We start from the raw sequence: 15942 nt of genomic DNA on the forward strand, positions 1-15942 counted from the left end.
AGGTTTACGCGTCTCGCTCGCGTAGTTTCAGCTCGCGGATATAGAACTGCGCGCTGGAGAGCCCGCTGATGCGGTCCATATCGGCCAGGACGCCGCGGAGCTCGTGCAGGAAGTCTCGCCGGCGCTGCTTCAGATCGGGTACGGCTTCCAGCAGATGCTGATCGGCGGCCACCTGGCGTGCAGTCGCGAACAGTAGCGCCGACACCGACTCGTTGCTGCGGATGCGCCCCTGGGCGGCGTACTGAGCGCCCACACCCAGTGCCAGCTTGGTCAGTTCCTTCTCCTCGATATCGGTCGGCGCGTCACAGAGCACGTCGGCGACGATCTCGTAAGCCTCGATGAACGGCCGCAGCATGGCGTGGGACATCAGTGGCTGCTTGCGGCGCAACAGGTTGTCCACCGCGTCACCACCGGCGGCCACGTGGATCTCCCAATCCTCTTGCCAGGACATCTCTTCGGCGAGATGCTCGCGGAAAGCGGCGGAATCGGCGAAATAGAAGTCGAATTTCAGCAGATCGCGCAGCTTCATCGCCTGATCCCAGAACACCGCCACCCGGTCGCCGTCGGGCGCCCGCCCGGCATGGGCCAGTGCCAGTTCGGCGATCGCGGTTTCCAGAAACGCGTGAATCAGCGTGTTGCGGTAGAAGGCCGCCTCATGTTCGTGCTCTGGTGCGATCCGCCACACCGGCTCGTGGCCGCCGTCCACCCGGGTCACCGGATGACCATTCGACAAGGCGTCGACAGCAGCACGCACCCCTTCGGGGGTGCGCAGCCGCAGTGTGCTGTTGGTTACCGGATTCTGCTTGCGCTCAAGGTAATCCAACGAATCCTGCAGGGTGTGATGCAGCTGGCTCAGCGTCAGCGCGCGGCCGCGGGTGGTCAGCAGCAAGGCCGATAACAACGCAGTCGCGTTGATCGGTGTCACGCGCAGGATCCGCCACGCCACTTCGAAGGCCATTTTCTGCAGGGCCAGACGTTTGGCATCCGCATCGGAGGCGATCGCACCACCTGGCTCGCCGAGGTATTGCCGCATCGACACCGCTTCGGGGAAGCGGACGTAGATCTTGCCGTAGTTGCGCTCACCCTGCGCCTTGATGAAATTGAACAACCACTCCGCGCTCTCCGGAGTCTTCTCCCCGCCGCGGGCGTAGTTGGCGTACTCGGTGGTTTCGTGCAGCTGGTCAAAGCTGATCGACACCGGCTGCAGCAAGATGTCCTCGCTGCGGCCGTCCAGATACGCGTCGGCGACGTAGGCGAGCAGACCGAGTTTGGGCGGCAGCATCTTTCCGGTTCGAGAACGAGTTCCTTCTATCGACCAACTGAGGTTGAAACGCTTCTGCACGATAAAACCGACGAACTGGCGCAGCACGTACTTGTAGAGCGGATCGTCGAGTTTGCGGCGCAGGAAGATGACACCCGAGCGGCGCATCAGAGGTCCCATGAACCCGAAGGACAGGTTGATACCGGCGAACGTGTGCGCCGGCGGTAACTTGTTCTCCTGCATGGCCACCGGGACGATGACGCCGTCGAGGTAGGAGCGGTGTGACCACAGCAGGACCGCCGGATGGTCTTCGAGGCCCCGGCGCATGAACTCAATTTCCATCGTGTCGTAGTCAATTCGGGGATCGAATCCGCGACTGAAGATGGCGCGCCCGAGATTCGGGATCAGATCGACGGAGAATCTGCTCCACCCGGTGGCCAGTTCGTTGAGCATCTCCTCGGCTTTGGCCGGCGTGGACCCGGGGATCTGCTCTAGGCCCTCCATGAAGCGGGAGGACTCCATCAGCTCGTCGGTGATCAGCCGCGGCGACTTGTATTCCGGTCCGAGCAGCCGCAGTTCCATCCGCTCGACCGCCAATGCGGCGCGGCGCAGCACGAAGCGCGCGAAATCACGCGGACTCTCGCCAACAGTGTTCTCCTGCCACAGCTGACGCAGTTCGGACACCTTCGCCGGTTCACCGGCGACGATCCGGGCACGGGAGGGGTCCTTGCGAAGGATGTTGCGCTGCAGGACTTGCGGTGGCCGGTAGGTGTCGCGCCCGGAGATCAGGCCAACGATCTTCACCCGGGTGGGCAGTCCACCGGGAACCCAGAACACCCGCACCGGGACCACCAGCCGATCCGCCCCGCCGGAGAGCTCCTCGACGAGCGAGGCCACCACGCCGGGCGGTGGGTCACCGGCGGGCAGTTGCAGCACCTCGACCTTGGTGTCTGGATGCGCGCGACGCTGGGCGTGCAGCCAGTCGTTCAGCAGCTCGAATTCCGCCTTGGAGGACACCGATGCCAGCACCAGCGCATCGTCGGTGGTGCTGAAGTCGGCCAGGTGGTCGGTATGGGTCATTTTCGGCCCTTGGTGTTCGGCGTCGGGGCGGCGGGAGCTTTCTTGGCCGGCGTCTTCTTGGCTACCGCTTTCTTCGCGGGCGCCTTCCTCGCTGCCTTCTTCGCGGGCACCTGGTAGATCGCCGGGACCGGCAGCTCATCCTCCGGCCAGTCCTTGAGCGTGTCCAAATACAGCTGGCGAACCTCGTCGATGCGTTCCGAAAGATTCTCTAGCGTCCAGTCTTCCACCGAAAGTGGCGGGTAGACAACGACATCCACTTCGCCAGGATTCATGGTAGAAGAATCCCGGGAGGCGATCACCTCCGCGTTGCGGATCACGATCGGAACCAGCGGAACACCGGCGGCCATCGCCAGCCGGAACGGCCCCTTCTTGAACGGACCGACGGTCCGGGTGTCCAGGCGGGTGCCTTCGGGTGCGATCATGATCGACAACCCCTTGGCGACCATTTCCTCGACCTGGTGCATGGTTTCGACAGCGGCCTTGGGGTCGTCGCGGTCGATGAACACGGTGTCGACGAGCTTGCCCAGCGTGCCGACGACCGGGTCGCTCTGCAATTCCTTCTTGCCGACGCCGGTCCAGTTGTCCCGCAGGAGCGACGCCGTGATGACGGGGTCGGCGTTATTGCGGTGGTTGAAGATGAACACTGCCGGCCGCTGCTTGGTGAGGTTTTCGCGGCCAAGAACGTTGACCCGCACGCCATTTGCGAGCAGTAGCAGGTTCGGGAACGCGGTAGTGAAGAAGTTCAGGCCACGCCGACGGCTGCGGGTCAACGCGCCCCACCAGATCGCACCGGTTGCCGCAGGTACTAACGCACCGACCCCGAGCAGAGTGCGAACCTGACCCATCACGCCACCGCCGCCGCGGCTGTGGAACTGCAGAATGGGCCAGCCGCGACGGCGGGCCACCGTGGCCATCTTGCCTTCGGGGTTGGTGGGCCGCGGGTTGCCGACCAGATACATCAGCGCAACGTCCTCGTCGCCGTCGGCGTAGAAGTAGGATTTTTTGAGGTCAATGTCGTTGTCGGCGGCGAACTTCTGCACGGCGTTCGCCTTGCCCGGGCCCCACAGGATCGGCCGGACGACCTCGCCGGTCAGCACGTCGTGCTCGTCCACCTCGAACCGGTTAGTCAGGGTGTTCTCGATCCCCAAGAACCTCGCTACCGGTTCGACCTGAAGAGTCAAGGCCGATGAGCTGAGCACCACGGTGTGCCCACGTTCTATGTGCGCATGCACCAGCTCACGCATCTCGGGGTAGATCCGCTTCTCGATCTTCTGCACGAACAGCCGCTCGCCGATCTCGTGCAGATCGCTCAACTGCCGCCCGCGCAACGCTTGTGACGCCTTGGTGATCAGCGCTTCGAACTCGAGTCGGCCGAGCTGATGGTTGAGACCGGCGGCGATCATCGTGATCAGCTCACCGATGCCTATATCGCGGCTGCGGAGACGCTCTTGGGTGAGGATGACGGCGGTGAAGCCGGCCACCAGCGTGCCGTCCAGATCGAAGAATGCGCCGATCTGCGGCCCTGCTGGGCTGGCCATCACCTCGGCGACCGATCCGGGCAACCGCATCTCCTTGTCACTCATCAGAAGGACACCGATCCGTTCGTGGAAGGTTGGGCGGAGTTGTCGACCTGGTCGGGGAATGACGAGGGCACCACGCGCGGCGGCGGATCACCGGCCAGCGCCAGCACTTCGTCGAAACCCGCACGCAGACACCGCGCGAACAGGTCCTCGTCGGTGATCGACGCCCGGTCGTAGCGAGCGGTCACCGTCGCGAAGCCGCCGCGAGACACCAGCACGACCATCATCGCCACGCCGGGTAGCGGGCCGATTCCGAACTGCCGCAACACCTTCGCCCCGGCGATGTAGGTATCTCCGGCATAGACGGGCACATTGCTGGCCTGCACATCGGAGATGATGACCGATCCGGTCATCGCCTCGAGAACAGCATCGGGCAGCAGCCCGACCACCGGCGCGATGGCCCCCATCAGATCGATGGCAGCTTCCTCCCGCCGTGAGGTCATCTGTTTGCGGATCTTCTGGATGCGCACGGCCGGGTCGGCGACGGCGATCGGCGCGGCAAGGTTGACCCCGGCGAACCGGTTGCCGCCGGCCGGGTCGGCCTCAGCGCGCAGGCTCACCGGCACCGCCATCGGCAGGCTGTTGATCGGGACGCCGAGCGCCTCGTGGTAGCGCCGCAGCGCCCCGCATAACCCGGCCAGGTAGGCGTCGTTGATCGAGCCGCCCGCAGCGTGAGCGGCGGCGCGCAGATCGCTCAGACGCATCTCGATGGCCACACTGCGCGACGACAGGCTGCGACGCCGCAGCAGCGGGGACGGTTCGGCGGCGCGGCTCACGACGCGGCGCCCCGAACGGGCATAGTCGACGACGTCCCACACCGCGGTGCCCGGGCTGCGCACGGCTCGTCCGATCACCGACAACCCGCCCGAGACAGCGCCGAACAACCCACTGACGATCGCACCGGGCAGCTGGTTGAACCCTTCGCGCATCAGGTCGTTGGGCGTCAGGTCCTGCGGCACCGGCATCGGTGGCGCGGGCCTGGGGGCCGGTTCACGTTCGAGGTCGTAGATCTCGGCGAACATCGCGGTCGCGCCGACACCGTCGGTCACCGCGTGGCTCAGGTGCAGCAGGGTGGCGGCTTTCCCGCCCTCAAGACCTTCGACGAGGGTGACGGTCCACAGCGGTCGCGAGATATCGAGCGGCGACTGCAGGCTCACCTCGGCCAGATCGAGGACCTCGCGCAGGGTGCCGGGCTCCGGTACCCGCACGCGTCGGACGTGGAAGTCGAGGTTGAAGTCGGGGTCCACCACCCACCGCGGCGCCGCGGTCGGCAGGGTCGGTACGACGACCCGTTGGCGCAGGCGCAGCACTTTGCGCGAAGCATTCTCAAAACCCGTCCGGAACCGGTTCCAGTCCGGTGTGCGATCGAGGATCTCGAGGGCCATGATGCCCGAGCGCGTCCGCGGATTGGCCTCCCCGCGATGCAGCAGCATATCCAGGGCACCGAGTTCGTCGACAGGTCCGCTCACCCCGACCACGCTAGTCGGCGGGCAGGGATGACGGGTCTCGATTGTGAGACGGCTCGGCCGGCACCAACGGACCGAGCCGGCAAAGCGACTTGTGGATACCAGGCAGCGTGTACAACCCTCGAAGCGTCAGGTTTGGCAGCGGCAATCGATTCCGCTGCCCGACTTCAGCGGGTTCCACGCCGCCTTCCGCAGTCGGACGGGCATCGCCTCAGGGTGGAAGAAGGCCCACAAATCGTTCTCGGCGGGGGCCGTGGTGCTTACGATTGGCCTCACGCAGGGCGGTAGGGGACCTCAATGCTGCTGACGAAGCTTCGACAAGTACTCAGCTATCAGCTGAGTACCGCCGAGTTAATCGGCATCGGGTTGCTGCTCGGCGTGCCGTATCTCGCGGTTGGCCTGGTGTGGTCGTCGACGCACACCGAGCACCCACATCAGTTGCACGGTGCCGATCTGGTCGTGTCGTTCCTCGGCTCGATCGCGTCATGGCCCGTGCTGTTGTTCGCCAATGTCTGTATGACGTGACCACCTGGCGCATCGTGCGGCAGCGGTTTAGCGCAGATCTGGCGCGGGCGACAATTCGCCGGTGCGACCAATCGCTGTCAGCACGCGTCGGTGCCCGACCATCGTTTAGCGTTATCTTATGTTGACCTTATTTTTCTTAAAGTTCGTGTAGCGTGGGTATCGCCGCAGCAACGGAAGGAACCCGCCATGCAGCATCCTGCACGCGTCGTCTTGATCACGGGCGCATCGAGAGGCATCGGAGCCGAGGTCGCGCGCCAGCTCGCCTCCCCCGAGACCCACGTCATCGTGAACTACCGCGAAAAGGTGGACCACGCCAACACGGTCATCGACGCGATCCGCAGCGCCGGGGGCGATGCCACCGCGCTGGCCGCGGACATCTCCGACGAAGTTGAGGTCGCGGCGATGATGCAATACGTCACGAGCCACTTCGGAAGGCTGGATGCGTTGATTCTCAACGCATCGGGCGGCCTTGAGATGCGACGCAATGGCGATGCCCAGCGCCAACTCGCGTCGCTGGCGATGCCGCTGATGCCGGCGGGTGCCCGGATGGTGTTCGTTACCAGCCACCAGGCCCACTTCTACCCGAACAAGGCGGTGCCGAAGGGATATGCGGGCGTTGCGGCCAGCAAGCGAGCGGGTGAAACTGCGCTCTACGCAATGCGTTCCGCGTTCGACCATGCGGGAATCCACCTGACGGTGGTATCCGGCGACGGGACGAGCATCGTTCCGGCCGAGGAATTCGCCACCGCGATCGTCAACGCCGCCGTGACCCCGAGTCCGTCGACGATTGTCTACCGCGGTAGCGCCGACTACCTGATGACGGTCACGTAAGCGTCAGCTCGCCGAGCCGACCGCGACCCTTCTGCTGCGCTTGCCCGCCGCGACGTGCCGGCCGTAAACGATGCCCAGGAAGCTCGCGACGGCCTCGGCCGCGAGCTGGCAGCGCAGGGTGGCGATGGTGTCGAAGGCATGGTGGGCGTTGGGCAGTTCGGCATAGGAAACCGTGCGGGGAACGGACTTTCGTAACGCGTCGGTGAAGGCGCGCGCCTGCGAGCTCGGAATGACGGCGTCGTTTTCACCGTGCAGCACGAAGAACGGCGGAGCGTTGCGGTGGATGCGGTGCATGGGCGAGGCGTCCCGGTACAGCTTGGGGTCGTCAGCCAGGCGGCGTTGCACGACGACACGTTCAAGCAGGGGCATCATCAGCGGGTGCATGTTGTCGGAGTTGGTCAGGTCATACACGCCGTAGTACGGCGCGGCGGCCTGCACGCTGGTGTCGGCATCCTCGAAGCCCGGCTGCAGTGTCGGGTCCCCCGCGGTCAGCGCGGCCAGTGAAGACAGGTGCCCGCCAGCCGAGCCACCGGTGATGGCGATGAATTCCGGGTCGCCGCCGTACTCGGCGATGTTCTCGCGCACCCAGGCGATGGCCCGTTTGACGTCGATGATGTGCGCTGGGAACGCGTTGCGTGGGCTGCGGCTGTAGTTGATCGAGACGCAGATCCAGCCCAGCTCGGACATCCGGGTCATCAACGGATAGCCCTGTCCCCGTTTGTCGTTGACCGACCAGCCGCCGCCGGGTACGTGGATCAGGACCGGTGCGCGATATCCCTGCGGCAGGTCGGGGCGGCGCCAGATGTCGAGCAGGTGATTGCGGCCGCCAGGTCCGTAGGAGATGTTTCTGGTCTTCTTGGCGTACCGGCCACGGTGTCGCATGGCGGCGACAACGCCGGCCAGGTTGGGCCGCCGGGCGGCGTACTCCTCAAGCGGTTGACGTACCGCCGCGGTGTAGTTCTCGCCGAATGTTTCTTTCAGAGCGGAGTCGAGCACGGTGTCGGCACGCTGGACGGCCCAGGCGGAGGCGATCTTCTCCAGCGGTGAGGGCACAGCCGAGAGCGCGTGGCCGGTAAGGACGTGTGGGGCGAATTCAGCGGAGAGCCAGCCCAGAACCCAGCCTGCGGCCGCCGGCGACCCGCGCAGCAACAGGGAACCGGTATGGAACGCCCGCGTACAGCGCGCGGTGACCTGCTCGATCGGGCTGCTCATAGCTGAAGACTCCCTTGTCCTTAGCTTGCCTAACACCTCTGTCTTCGGCACCGGAGTGGCGCGTGGACCAGGCGTGTGCCAGTCGTCACACCCTAACTCAACTCCGGCCGAACCTGAGGAATCCTCAGGATCTGACAGCGCGCGAAGATGTTCACGCAGGCCAGAGGTCAAGATAATCGGCAAAACCTCCCTGGCGGCTCAACCGGGCAGCGTGTCGCCGGCAAAGTGAACAACAGGTGGCGGCGGATTGGCTGCCAACTTGACTCGCAGGAAACGTCGGGCAATTTCCATAGATGATTTGACGATGCTTCTCGAAGAGCCGTACCCCGCCTCCGCCGGTGCCCTGACCGCCCGCGCCGAGCCGACGTACATCACGCACACGGCCGTGCCGTTGAGCCGGCGATTCCCGCGCAAGACGACAGGGCAGGGATTTCACCCCAACGATGCAGCTCAGGCGAGGCTGTTCGGCGAGTTGATGCAGGCCGAAATCGAGGACCTCGAGGACTTGATCGCGGTTGCTGAGCGCCGCTGGTCCAACCGGCTCGACGCGGGCTGGGGTGCCGAGCGCACGCCCGAACCCGTGTTGCGGCTGCGCGAAAGGCTCAAGGAAGCACAGCGTTTACAGAAGTCGCTACAGGCCCGTTTCGGGGCCTATTGAACGCTCGCCTGGATCTGTGCTCATCAAGATTCCAATTCACAGAGAGCTACACGCGCCCCTTGTGGCAAACCAGCCCCGCTAGACTATGCACGCGCTGCCTCCGTAGCTCAGTCGGATAGAGCAAGGGCCTTCTAATCCCTAGGTCGCAGGTTCGATTCCTGCCGGGGGCGCAACTTTTACCAGCTAGATAGTGGTACCTAGTATTACTGATAAGTTAGCTGAAATCTGCTAGTCCGCACTCGGTCCGCAGCGCGTTATGCCGTGAAGACGACTCGCGGACAACGCGCAGGCGTCGAGGACCGGTGGCATAGGCCTCCTCGCAAGGGTGACGTGCCCTGTCGGGAAAACCGTCGCGATCCGCGCCGCAGCCACCGCCCTGGACCCAGCGCGGCACGTCATCATCTACCTGGCCAACCCCACCATCGGGGTGCGCGGCATGCTCACCCACATCGTGGCCACCCTCGGACAGTCCCTAAGGTCATTGATGTCTGGGGTTGGAGCCTCGGATGCCCAGGGCGGTGGGGTGTAGCTCTTGTCCGGGGGCGCGAAGGCCTGTTGTTGGGATTACGGCTGGCGGTGGCGTCCGTCCGTCGGCTCGAGCGCGGGATCGTGGTCGAGGGCTGATGCTGATGCGGAGGGCTGGCTGCGGATGAAGGTCGTGGCGATGAGTCCGAGCACGATGACGCCTGCGGCGATGTAGCCGCAAAGAGTGATGCTGTGGGTCATCGCATCCCGTGCGGCGTCGGCGACGAACAGTGTCTGCGGTTGCGCGGTGAGCCCTTGAATTGCTGCTCCGGCGCTGTCGGTGACGGCGTGGGTGAGGTCATCGGCTGGCTGCGGCGGGGTGCCCCGGGCGGTGAGCGCGGTCTTCAATGTCGCGCTGAGTGTACTGAAGAACGTGGTGGTCAGAACGGCGATGCCGAGGGCGGAGCCCAGTTGGCGGAATGCGCTTTGGATGCCGGACGCTTGGCCCGAGCTCTGCTCGGGCACGTCGTTGAGAACGACGTTGGTGACCTGGGCGGTCGCGAATCCGACACCGATTCCGTAGCAGAACAGCACGCCCGCCAGGTGCCACCACGGAGCATCCACGGCGGCGACGAAGGCCAAGCCAGCCAGACCTATTGCTTCCAGCAGCAGCCCCAGCCGCACCAGGTCCAGCGGGGAGGCCTTGGCGGCCAGCGCGAAACTGGCACCGCTGGCGACGAAGCTTCCGATGGCGATCGGCACTAGGGCCAGACCGGCTTGCACGGCGCTGTAATCCAGAGTGAACTGCAGCCACAGCGGTAGCACGGCGACGATGCCGAACTCGCCCACGCCGATGATCAGGGTGGCGATGTTGCCGTTGCGGAACGAGCCGATGGAGAACAGCCGCACGTCCATCAACGCTCGATCCGGGTCAGAGCTTCGGGTCAACACCGTTTGGCGCACGGCGAAGCCCACCAGCGCTGCGACGGCGAGAATTAGCGCCACCGCGACCGGCGAAAGACCCCCTGACCAGTTCAGACCGAACATGGTCAGGGGTTCCTTCACCTGCAGCCACCCGTAGGTTCGGCCCTCGATAAGGCCAAACGCAAGCAACCCCAGGCCCAACACCGACAACACGGCACCGAGGACGTCGACCCGTCCTAGGACCTTGGGTGAGCGGTCCAGGAAGACCAGCGACGCGGCGAAGATGAGACACGCCAGCGGAATGTTGATGCCGAACGCCCACCGCCACGACACGTGTTCGGAGAGCCAGCCCCCCAGCAGGGGTCCGAGTGCGGCGGCGGCGCCAATGGTCGATCCCCAGACGGCGAAGGCCTGTCCGCGGGCCTTACCGGTGAAGGAGGCGTTCAGCAGTGACAGCGAGGTGGGCAGGATCATCGCCGCGCCCGCGCCTTGGGCGAAGCGCGCCACGATCAGCAGGTCGCCGGTCGACGCCAGGCCGGCCAGCAGGCTCGACGCGCCGAATACCACCACACCGGTCAGGAAGACCCGTCGTGCCCCGAGGATGTCGGCGACACGCCCAACCAACAGCAGCAGCGCTGCTAACACGATCGCATAGGACTCCTGAATCCACTGCGACTGAACGGAGGTGACCTTCAAGTCATCGATGATCGACGGCACGATCACGTTCACGATGGTGGTGTCGACCACGATGAGCGCCACCCCGAGCGCGATCGCGATCAGGCCCAGCCATCGCCGGTTAGTCGTCGAGATGCGCACGGATATACCTCCAGTAAATAGTGATTTGATAATGAAGGTACACGCCGTGAATGGGGGTTTGTCAATGCAGCCCGCCAAGCGAGGACTGTCGCCGGGCGCATCTGGTGTCGCTTCGATTCCCAGCGTCGGTGTCGCGTTCCTGGGCAGGGAGCCCGTTCTTCATCCGTTGACGTCGGGCGGCCACGGATGAAGAACGCTGTCATGAAGCGTTCGGGGTCCGGCCCAGAAAGCCCGTGTGTGACGACCGGACACAGCCGGGCCCAAGGCCGACGTGCGTGGGACATCATCGCCGAGGATGAGGCGGACTCAGGCGCTTTGGCGCGGCAGTTGCTTGGTCGGCTGACCGAGGTGGCGATTCGTGGCGATCAGGCCCGATGTACCTCGAAGAGCGGGATCGGCCGGGTGGTCTTCTCCTGGTAGCCGGCATAGGTAGGCTCCATGGCGGCGACCTTCGGGAAGGCCGCGTCCCGTTCTGCCGGTGGCAGCTCGCGTGTCACGACCTCGTAGGAATCCGTCCCAAGGTCGATGTGTGCTCGCGGGGTGGCCCGCAGGTTGTGCACCCACGCCGGGTCATAATCGGCGCCGGCGAGGGAGCCAATGAGCAGCATCGTCTAGTCAATGACCAGATAGGACAGCGGAACCAACCGAGGCTGACCGGTCTTGGCGCCCGTCGTGGTGAGCAGGAGCAGGTCTTGGCCTGCGAATGGACCGCCAACCTTGCCGCCGTTGGTACGGAACTCGTCGATGACGGTCTTGTTGAACGCGTTGATCGCCGCGGTATCGGGGATTTCGTCGGTCATGAAGCTCCTCGCGCGTTCTTCGAGTTGCCGACAGGGTAATCCCTTTCTAATCGAGTAGCTTCGTCATATAGACGGATGCTGGTAGGCGATAGGTTGTGAAGGTCGCGCGACGATCGCGGCGCGACCATGAAGAAGGCAGGTGATCGACAGCCATGGACTATCCGGCCACCACGGGCATCGCCGAGCAACACGCTCGCCTGATGGAAGAACTCAGGATCTACGGTTCGAACTTCAACCAGTTCAGCCGCCTATTCGGGAGCTGGCTCGGGTTGTACTCCACGGACACAGAGGCATTGCTGGAGATCGTGTATGGCGAGGAGCGTGGTGTCCCGCTCTCGCCTGCACGCCTGGCGAGCCGCATTGGCCTCACATCGGGCGCCACAACGTCGCTACTCAACCGTCTCGAAGAAGCGGGACACGTCGTGCGCAGTCGGGAGAGTGCCGACCGGCGGGTGGTGACGCTGCGCAGCAGTTCGCAGGTCCACAGCCGCGCGGACGAGTTCTTCGCGGCGCTGGCCCACCAGCTCGACCAGGCAATGTCGCGCTACACACCCGAGTTGCTCAGCAGCTTCGAGGATCTCCTCATCGACCTGCGCACGACCATGAGCGCGCATCTGACCGAGCGTCACGACGAACCTCGAAGCTGACGGACGCAGAATTCAACGACCGGGCCGAGCGCGCGCTACTTGACCAGCCGAAGGCGGCGCACCAGTCCCGGCCGTCGCGCGCGGCGCAACCCAAGAACACACCGCCGGTCGACGCGATCATCTGCTCGAACACAGAGTCAATGCCGATGGCCGACCGGCTGCACACCGGCCAATGCGCAGAACGGTAGCTGGCAGGGCTGACAGTGGACAGATCCCAGTATGTCCCTTAAGAATCAAGACTCTTTGTCATAGAGTCGAATCCGAGGTGGTGGACCCGTCCTCACGGAATGTCCCGCGGCGCGCGATCTGTGTATTGGCGGGGGCCACTAGGTGGCACTAGGTCGAAGGAGTACTGGGAGCAGTGGACATTGGACTTGTCCTGGGGTGTGACGAGCGAGTGCGGTGACACCGGGTCTCCGCTGTCTCTGCCCTCGGCTCCCCCGCGCCATTTCGGCCAACTGCCCGACTGATCCGCCCCGGCGTGTCGGGAGAGTTCTTCCGTTGGTAAGGATGGGACGCGTGGGAGCGTGGCGGAGGCGATCTCAGCGGGCCCATTGCCGGCCCGAGCGATGAGTGTTGAGGTTGCTGACCAGATCGCCGAATGGCCGGCGGTGGTGAGGAAGCCTTCCCCGGTCGAGCCGGCGAAGCTGGCCATGGCCACCGGTGCACGGCAGATCGCAGCGATGTGTCGGGCGCGGCGCTCCTGTTCGACGAGCTCCCAATCGTGGTGAACTACGCCCCAGGCGTAGAGGTCCACGCCCAGTTGCGCTGTGCCGCTTAGGTTTTTGCCGATCCCGGTATCGCGACATATCCCCAGACCGATGCGCCACCCGTCGAGGCAGATCGCGTGCGGCCCCGGGCCCGACCAGAACGATCCCTTCTCGTCAGCGCCGAGGTGGGTCTTGCGGTAGACGACGATAGGCCCGTTGGCGTCGACCAAAACGGTCGCAACGTAGCGACGTCCGTAGGACTGCACTGGCGCACCGACCAAGGCTGTGGAACCCGTTGCCGCGCAGGCTGATATCAGCGGCTCCATGACGGCACCGGCGATATCGACGGTTGTGGTCAACCCGGTGAAGCGCGAGCCGACGACACGCAGTGGTGAGCCGGTGCGGTCGGCTTGAGCTAAGCGCCGTACGGAGGTTTCTGTCCGTTCCTCGACGACCAACGTTTCAGCCAGTGAGAACAGCACCGACTACTCAGAGTGAGGCCGCTAGCATCAGTCAAGTTGGTCCGAGCTTCAATGTTGAGCCGGCCAAGCACTAACTGACTGCGATCCACAGTGAACGGGTATGGACGCGGCAGGTAGAGCGATCTGATCTCAACAAGGTGATGTTGCACATGGAATTTGGCGGATTTCAATCAGTTTTCCGAACGTGGAATGCCCGAGGTGTGACGCTCGTTTTGGGTGCTGGCGCTCTGGATAGAGCCATCGTGGCTGCATCGCACGAAACTGGGCATGTTTCGCTGGCTGACTCGGACGCGGTTCGGTTGAACGAATCCGTCGCGACACTAACCGATCTCGGTCACACCGTGGAGGCCTTTCTAGTCGATCGGATCGACGCCGGATCCTTCGAGCATCTTGCTTCAGTTGCCGTCCGGTTGGGGCAATTACGTTCGGCCGTCTATGCCTCTGCCGTGCCCGCTTCCGTGGCAGTACAGGATGTCCTGCACGGCACGTCTTGCGGTGCAGCACTATGCATCGATCGCTGTGCGCCTCGGCTCTCGCCGGGGGGATCTCTCGTGGCGCTCGCGTGCGCGAAGGCCTATCAAGCTGGCATCAATGCCGATGATGAGGCTGCGCTTGGACACGTTCCGCCTAGCGAACTCCTGGACCTACCGTTCGTTCACCCTGACCGATTCCCCGACGCAGGTTGCGCCTACCGGACGGCTCAACGTGGTGTTCAGATGCCGGTTCGCGCAACGGCCAGCCAACAGGCCGCCGCGCGGTGGCAGATTAACTCCGTCACTGTGGGCAACCGAGCCGCTTGCCACCCGCTCACTGCGGTCGACGAGGGGCATCGCGTCGGACCAAGCGCAACCGATGTTGCCGCCGCCGTGACTTTCCTTCTCGGAGAGTCATCTTCGGGAGTCTGCGGATCCGCTCTTCTCGTCGCCGCGGCGAGCCGCCGGTTGACATTGGCCGACGATGACGATCGTAATGATCACTGCAACTGCGTGAACACTCCGGCAATCCAACCACTCTGCTATAGGGATTCGCTCGCCGACCGACGGGCCGACCTGATGCAGCACCATGCCGAGCACCTGAGTTAACAGAGCACCCGAATCCGAGGAGTGAGGAACCGATCATGGGCAACCCTGTCATCGTTGAGGCCACCCGCAGCCCCATGGGCAAGCGCAACGGCTGGCTCTCTGCACTGCACGCCACCGAATTGCTTGGCGCAGTGCAGAAAGCGCTCGTGGAGAAGGCCGGGATCGATCCCACCGAGGTGGATGAAGTCATCGGCGGGTGTGTCACCCAGTTCGGAGAGCAGTCCAATAACATCACCCGAGTGGCCTGGCTGACTGCGGGGCTGCCGGAACAGGTAGGGGCTACTACGGTTGACTGTCAATGCGGTAGCGCTCAGCAAGCTAACCATCTTGTGGCAGGGTTGATCGCCAGCAATGCCATCGACGTCGGAATCGGCTGTGGTGTCGAGGCCATGAGCCGAGTCCCGCTGGGTCTCAACGCCGGTCACGACCGTTCCTTGATACGCGCGTCGTCATGGGACATCGATCTACCCAACCAGTTCGACGGCGCCGAACGAATTGCGCGGCGACGCGGCCTTACCCGTGAGGAGGTCGATCACTTCGGATTTGTTTCCCAGCAACGAGCTAAGCGCGCCTGGGACGAGCGCCGGTTCGATCGGGAGATCTCCCCCATCGACGCGCCGGCGATCGACGAGAACAAATTGCCCAGCAGTACCGAAAGACTTTTAGTCGACCGCGATCAGGGGCTGCGTGAGACCACGCTTGAAGGTTTGGCGGCGCTGAAGCCAATCGTTGAGGGCGGCATCCACACGGCGGGCACGGCGTCACAGATCTCTGACGGCGCGGCGGCCGTTCTGCTCATGGACGAGGCAAAGGCAGGGGCACTAGGGCTGCGGCCGCGAGCTCGCATCGTCAGTCAAGCGCTGGTCGGCGCGGAAACCTACTACCTTCTCGACGGTCCGGTGCAGGCTACTGCCCGGGTGCTTGACCGGGCCGGTATGAAAATCGGCGACATCGACTTGATTGAAATAAATGAGGCGTTCGCATCGGTGGTGCTGTCGTGGGCGCAGGAATACCAAGCTGACATGTCGCGAGTCAACGTCAACGGCGGCGCCATCGCTCTCGGGCACGCGGTGGGCAGCACGGGTGCGCGTCTGCTGACGACGGCGTTGCACGAGATGGAGCGCACCGACAAGAGCACCGCGCTGGTCACGATGTGCGCGGGCGGCGCACTGTCCAGCGCGACGATTATCGAGAGAATCTGAGCTCGCTAACAGGGTGCTGCACACCGGACCCAACAGCCTAGAACTGCGGTCCGTATCGCAGTCCGTGGCCGAAGGTGAACACCGGGTCGGCAGTATCGAACGGCACGTCTGATCGGCTGGCTGTCACCGCGGCGTGGGACCTGGGCAGGTCAAAGGGTGAGTTCCCAAGAGGTGCGCTTGCCCCGAAAAGCAGGTCCAGCA

13 protein-coding genes, 1 tRNA gene and 1 pseudogene are annotated in these 15942 nt (G+C 64.3%); 8 read left to right on the top strand and 7 right to left on the bottom strand.

The annotated features are described in order from the left end of the window. Positions 1-4: 4 nt before the first annotated feature. The 3 genes from G6N13_RS23105 to G6N13_RS23115 are packed head-to-tail and all read right to left on the bottom strand — an operon-like array spanning position 5 to position 5354. Entirely contained in the window at positions 5-2341 is a 2337-nt protein-coding gene (locus G6N13_RS23105) for a glycerol-3-phosphate 1-O-acyltransferase (RefSeq protein ID WP_163701017.1), read from the bottom strand. Further along, a complete protein-coding gene (locus G6N13_RS23110) occupies positions 2338-3924 on the bottom strand; it encodes an HAD-IB family hydrolase/lysophospholipid acyltransferase family protein (protein ID WP_170310464.1) in 1587 nt (528 codons plus the stop codon). Before G6N13_RS23110 ends, G6N13_RS23105 begins: the two co-directional genes overlap by 4 nt. Continuing rightward, positions 3924-5354, bottom strand: a complete 1431-nt coding sequence (locus G6N13_RS23115) for a wax ester/triacylglycerol synthase family O-acyltransferase (RefSeq protein WP_235678118.1) — start codon at positions 5352-5354, stop codon at positions 3924-3926. Before G6N13_RS23115 ends, G6N13_RS23110 begins: the two co-directional genes overlap by 1 nt. 330 nt (positions 5355-5684) lie before the next feature. Here G6N13_RS23115 and G6N13_RS23120 point away from each other — a divergent pair, with 330 nt between their 5' ends. Then, positions 5685-5912 (top strand): hypothetical protein, encoded by a 228-nt coding sequence (locus G6N13_RS23120; protein WP_407663829.1) that lies wholly within the window; start codon positions 5685-5687, stop codon positions 5910-5912. A 186-nt stretch (positions 5913-6098) separates the two neighbouring features. Next, positions 6099-6743 (top strand): SDR family oxidoreductase, encoded by a 645-nt coding sequence (locus G6N13_RS23125; protein ID WP_163702467.1) that lies wholly within the window; start codon positions 6099-6101, stop codon positions 6741-6743. A gap of 3 nt (positions 6744-6746) precedes the next feature. Here the strand turns inward: G6N13_RS23125 and G6N13_RS23130 are convergent, their stop codons facing one another. Continuing rightward, a complete protein-coding gene (locus G6N13_RS23130; protein WP_163701023.1) occupies positions 6747-7955 on the bottom strand; it encodes an alpha/beta hydrolase in 1209 nt (402 codons plus the stop codon). Between the two features lie 304 nt (positions 7956-8259). Here G6N13_RS23130 and G6N13_RS23135 point away from each other — a divergent pair, with 304 nt between their 5' ends. The 3 genes from G6N13_RS23135 to G6N13_RS26300 all read left to right on the top strand — a co-directional run bounded on the left by G6N13_RS23135 (position 8260) and on the right by G6N13_RS26300 (position 9142). Continuing rightward, entirely contained in the window at positions 8260-8613 is a 354-nt protein-coding gene (locus G6N13_RS23135; RefSeq protein ID WP_163701026.1) for a hypothetical protein, read from the top strand. A gap of 96 nt (positions 8614-8709) precedes the next feature. Then, positions 8710-8783 (top strand) — tRNA-Arg (locus G6N13_RS23140). A 155-nt stretch (positions 8784-8938) separates the two neighbouring features. Next, positions 8939-9142: a hypothetical protein gene (locus G6N13_RS26300; RefSeq protein ID WP_407663830.1), complete on the top strand. Its 204-nt coding sequence runs from the start codon at positions 8939-8941 to the stop codon at positions 9140-9142. 35 nt (positions 9143-9177) lie between these two features. Here the strand turns inward: G6N13_RS26300 and G6N13_RS23150 are convergent, their stop codons facing one another. Both G6N13_RS23150 and G6N13_RS23155 read right to left on the bottom strand, forming a co-directional pair. Then, entirely contained in the window at positions 9178-10818 is a 1641-nt protein-coding gene (locus tag G6N13_RS23150) for a DHA2 family efflux MFS transporter permease subunit (protein ID WP_163701029.1), read from the bottom strand. A gap of 365 nt (positions 10819-11183) precedes the next feature. Beyond that, a pseudogene (locus G6N13_RS23155) lies at positions 11184-11618 on the bottom strand (nitroreductase family deazaflavin-dependent oxidoreductase). A 152-nt stretch (positions 11619-11770) separates the two neighbouring features. Between G6N13_RS23155 and G6N13_RS23160 the strand changes: the two are divergent. After that, positions 11771-12265, top strand: coding sequence for a MarR family winged helix-turn-helix transcriptional regulator (locus G6N13_RS23160; protein ID WP_163701032.1), 495 nt, complete (start codon positions 11771-11773; stop codon positions 12263-12265). Between the two features lie 280 nt (positions 12266-12545). Here the strand turns inward: G6N13_RS23160 and G6N13_RS25565 are convergent, their stop codons facing one another. Continuing rightward, positions 12546-13457 (bottom strand): carbon-nitrogen hydrolase family protein, encoded by a 912-nt coding sequence (locus G6N13_RS25565; RefSeq protein WP_235677871.1) that lies wholly within the window; start codon positions 13455-13457, stop codon positions 12546-12548. Between the two features lie 242 nt (positions 13458-13699). Between G6N13_RS25565 and G6N13_RS23170 the strand changes: the two genes are divergently transcribed. Together G6N13_RS23170 and G6N13_RS23175 are read left to right on the top strand one after the other, a co-directional pair. Beyond that, positions 13700-14539 (top strand): Rossmann-fold NAD(P)-binding domain-containing protein, encoded by an 840-nt coding sequence (locus tag G6N13_RS23170; protein WP_163701035.1) that lies wholly within the window; start codon positions 13700-13702, stop codon positions 14537-14539. A 35-nt stretch (positions 14540-14574) separates the two neighbouring features. Further along, entirely contained in the window at positions 14575-15741 is a 1167-nt protein-coding gene (locus G6N13_RS23175) for a steroid 3-ketoacyl-CoA thiolase (protein ID WP_163701037.1), read from the top strand. Positions 15742-15942: the final 201 nt, after the last annotated feature.

This window comes from Mycolicibacterium sarraceniae (assembly GCF_010731875.1).
GTDB lineage: Bacteria > Actinomycetota > Actinomycetes > Mycobacteriales > Mycobacteriaceae > Mycobacterium > Mycobacterium sarraceniae.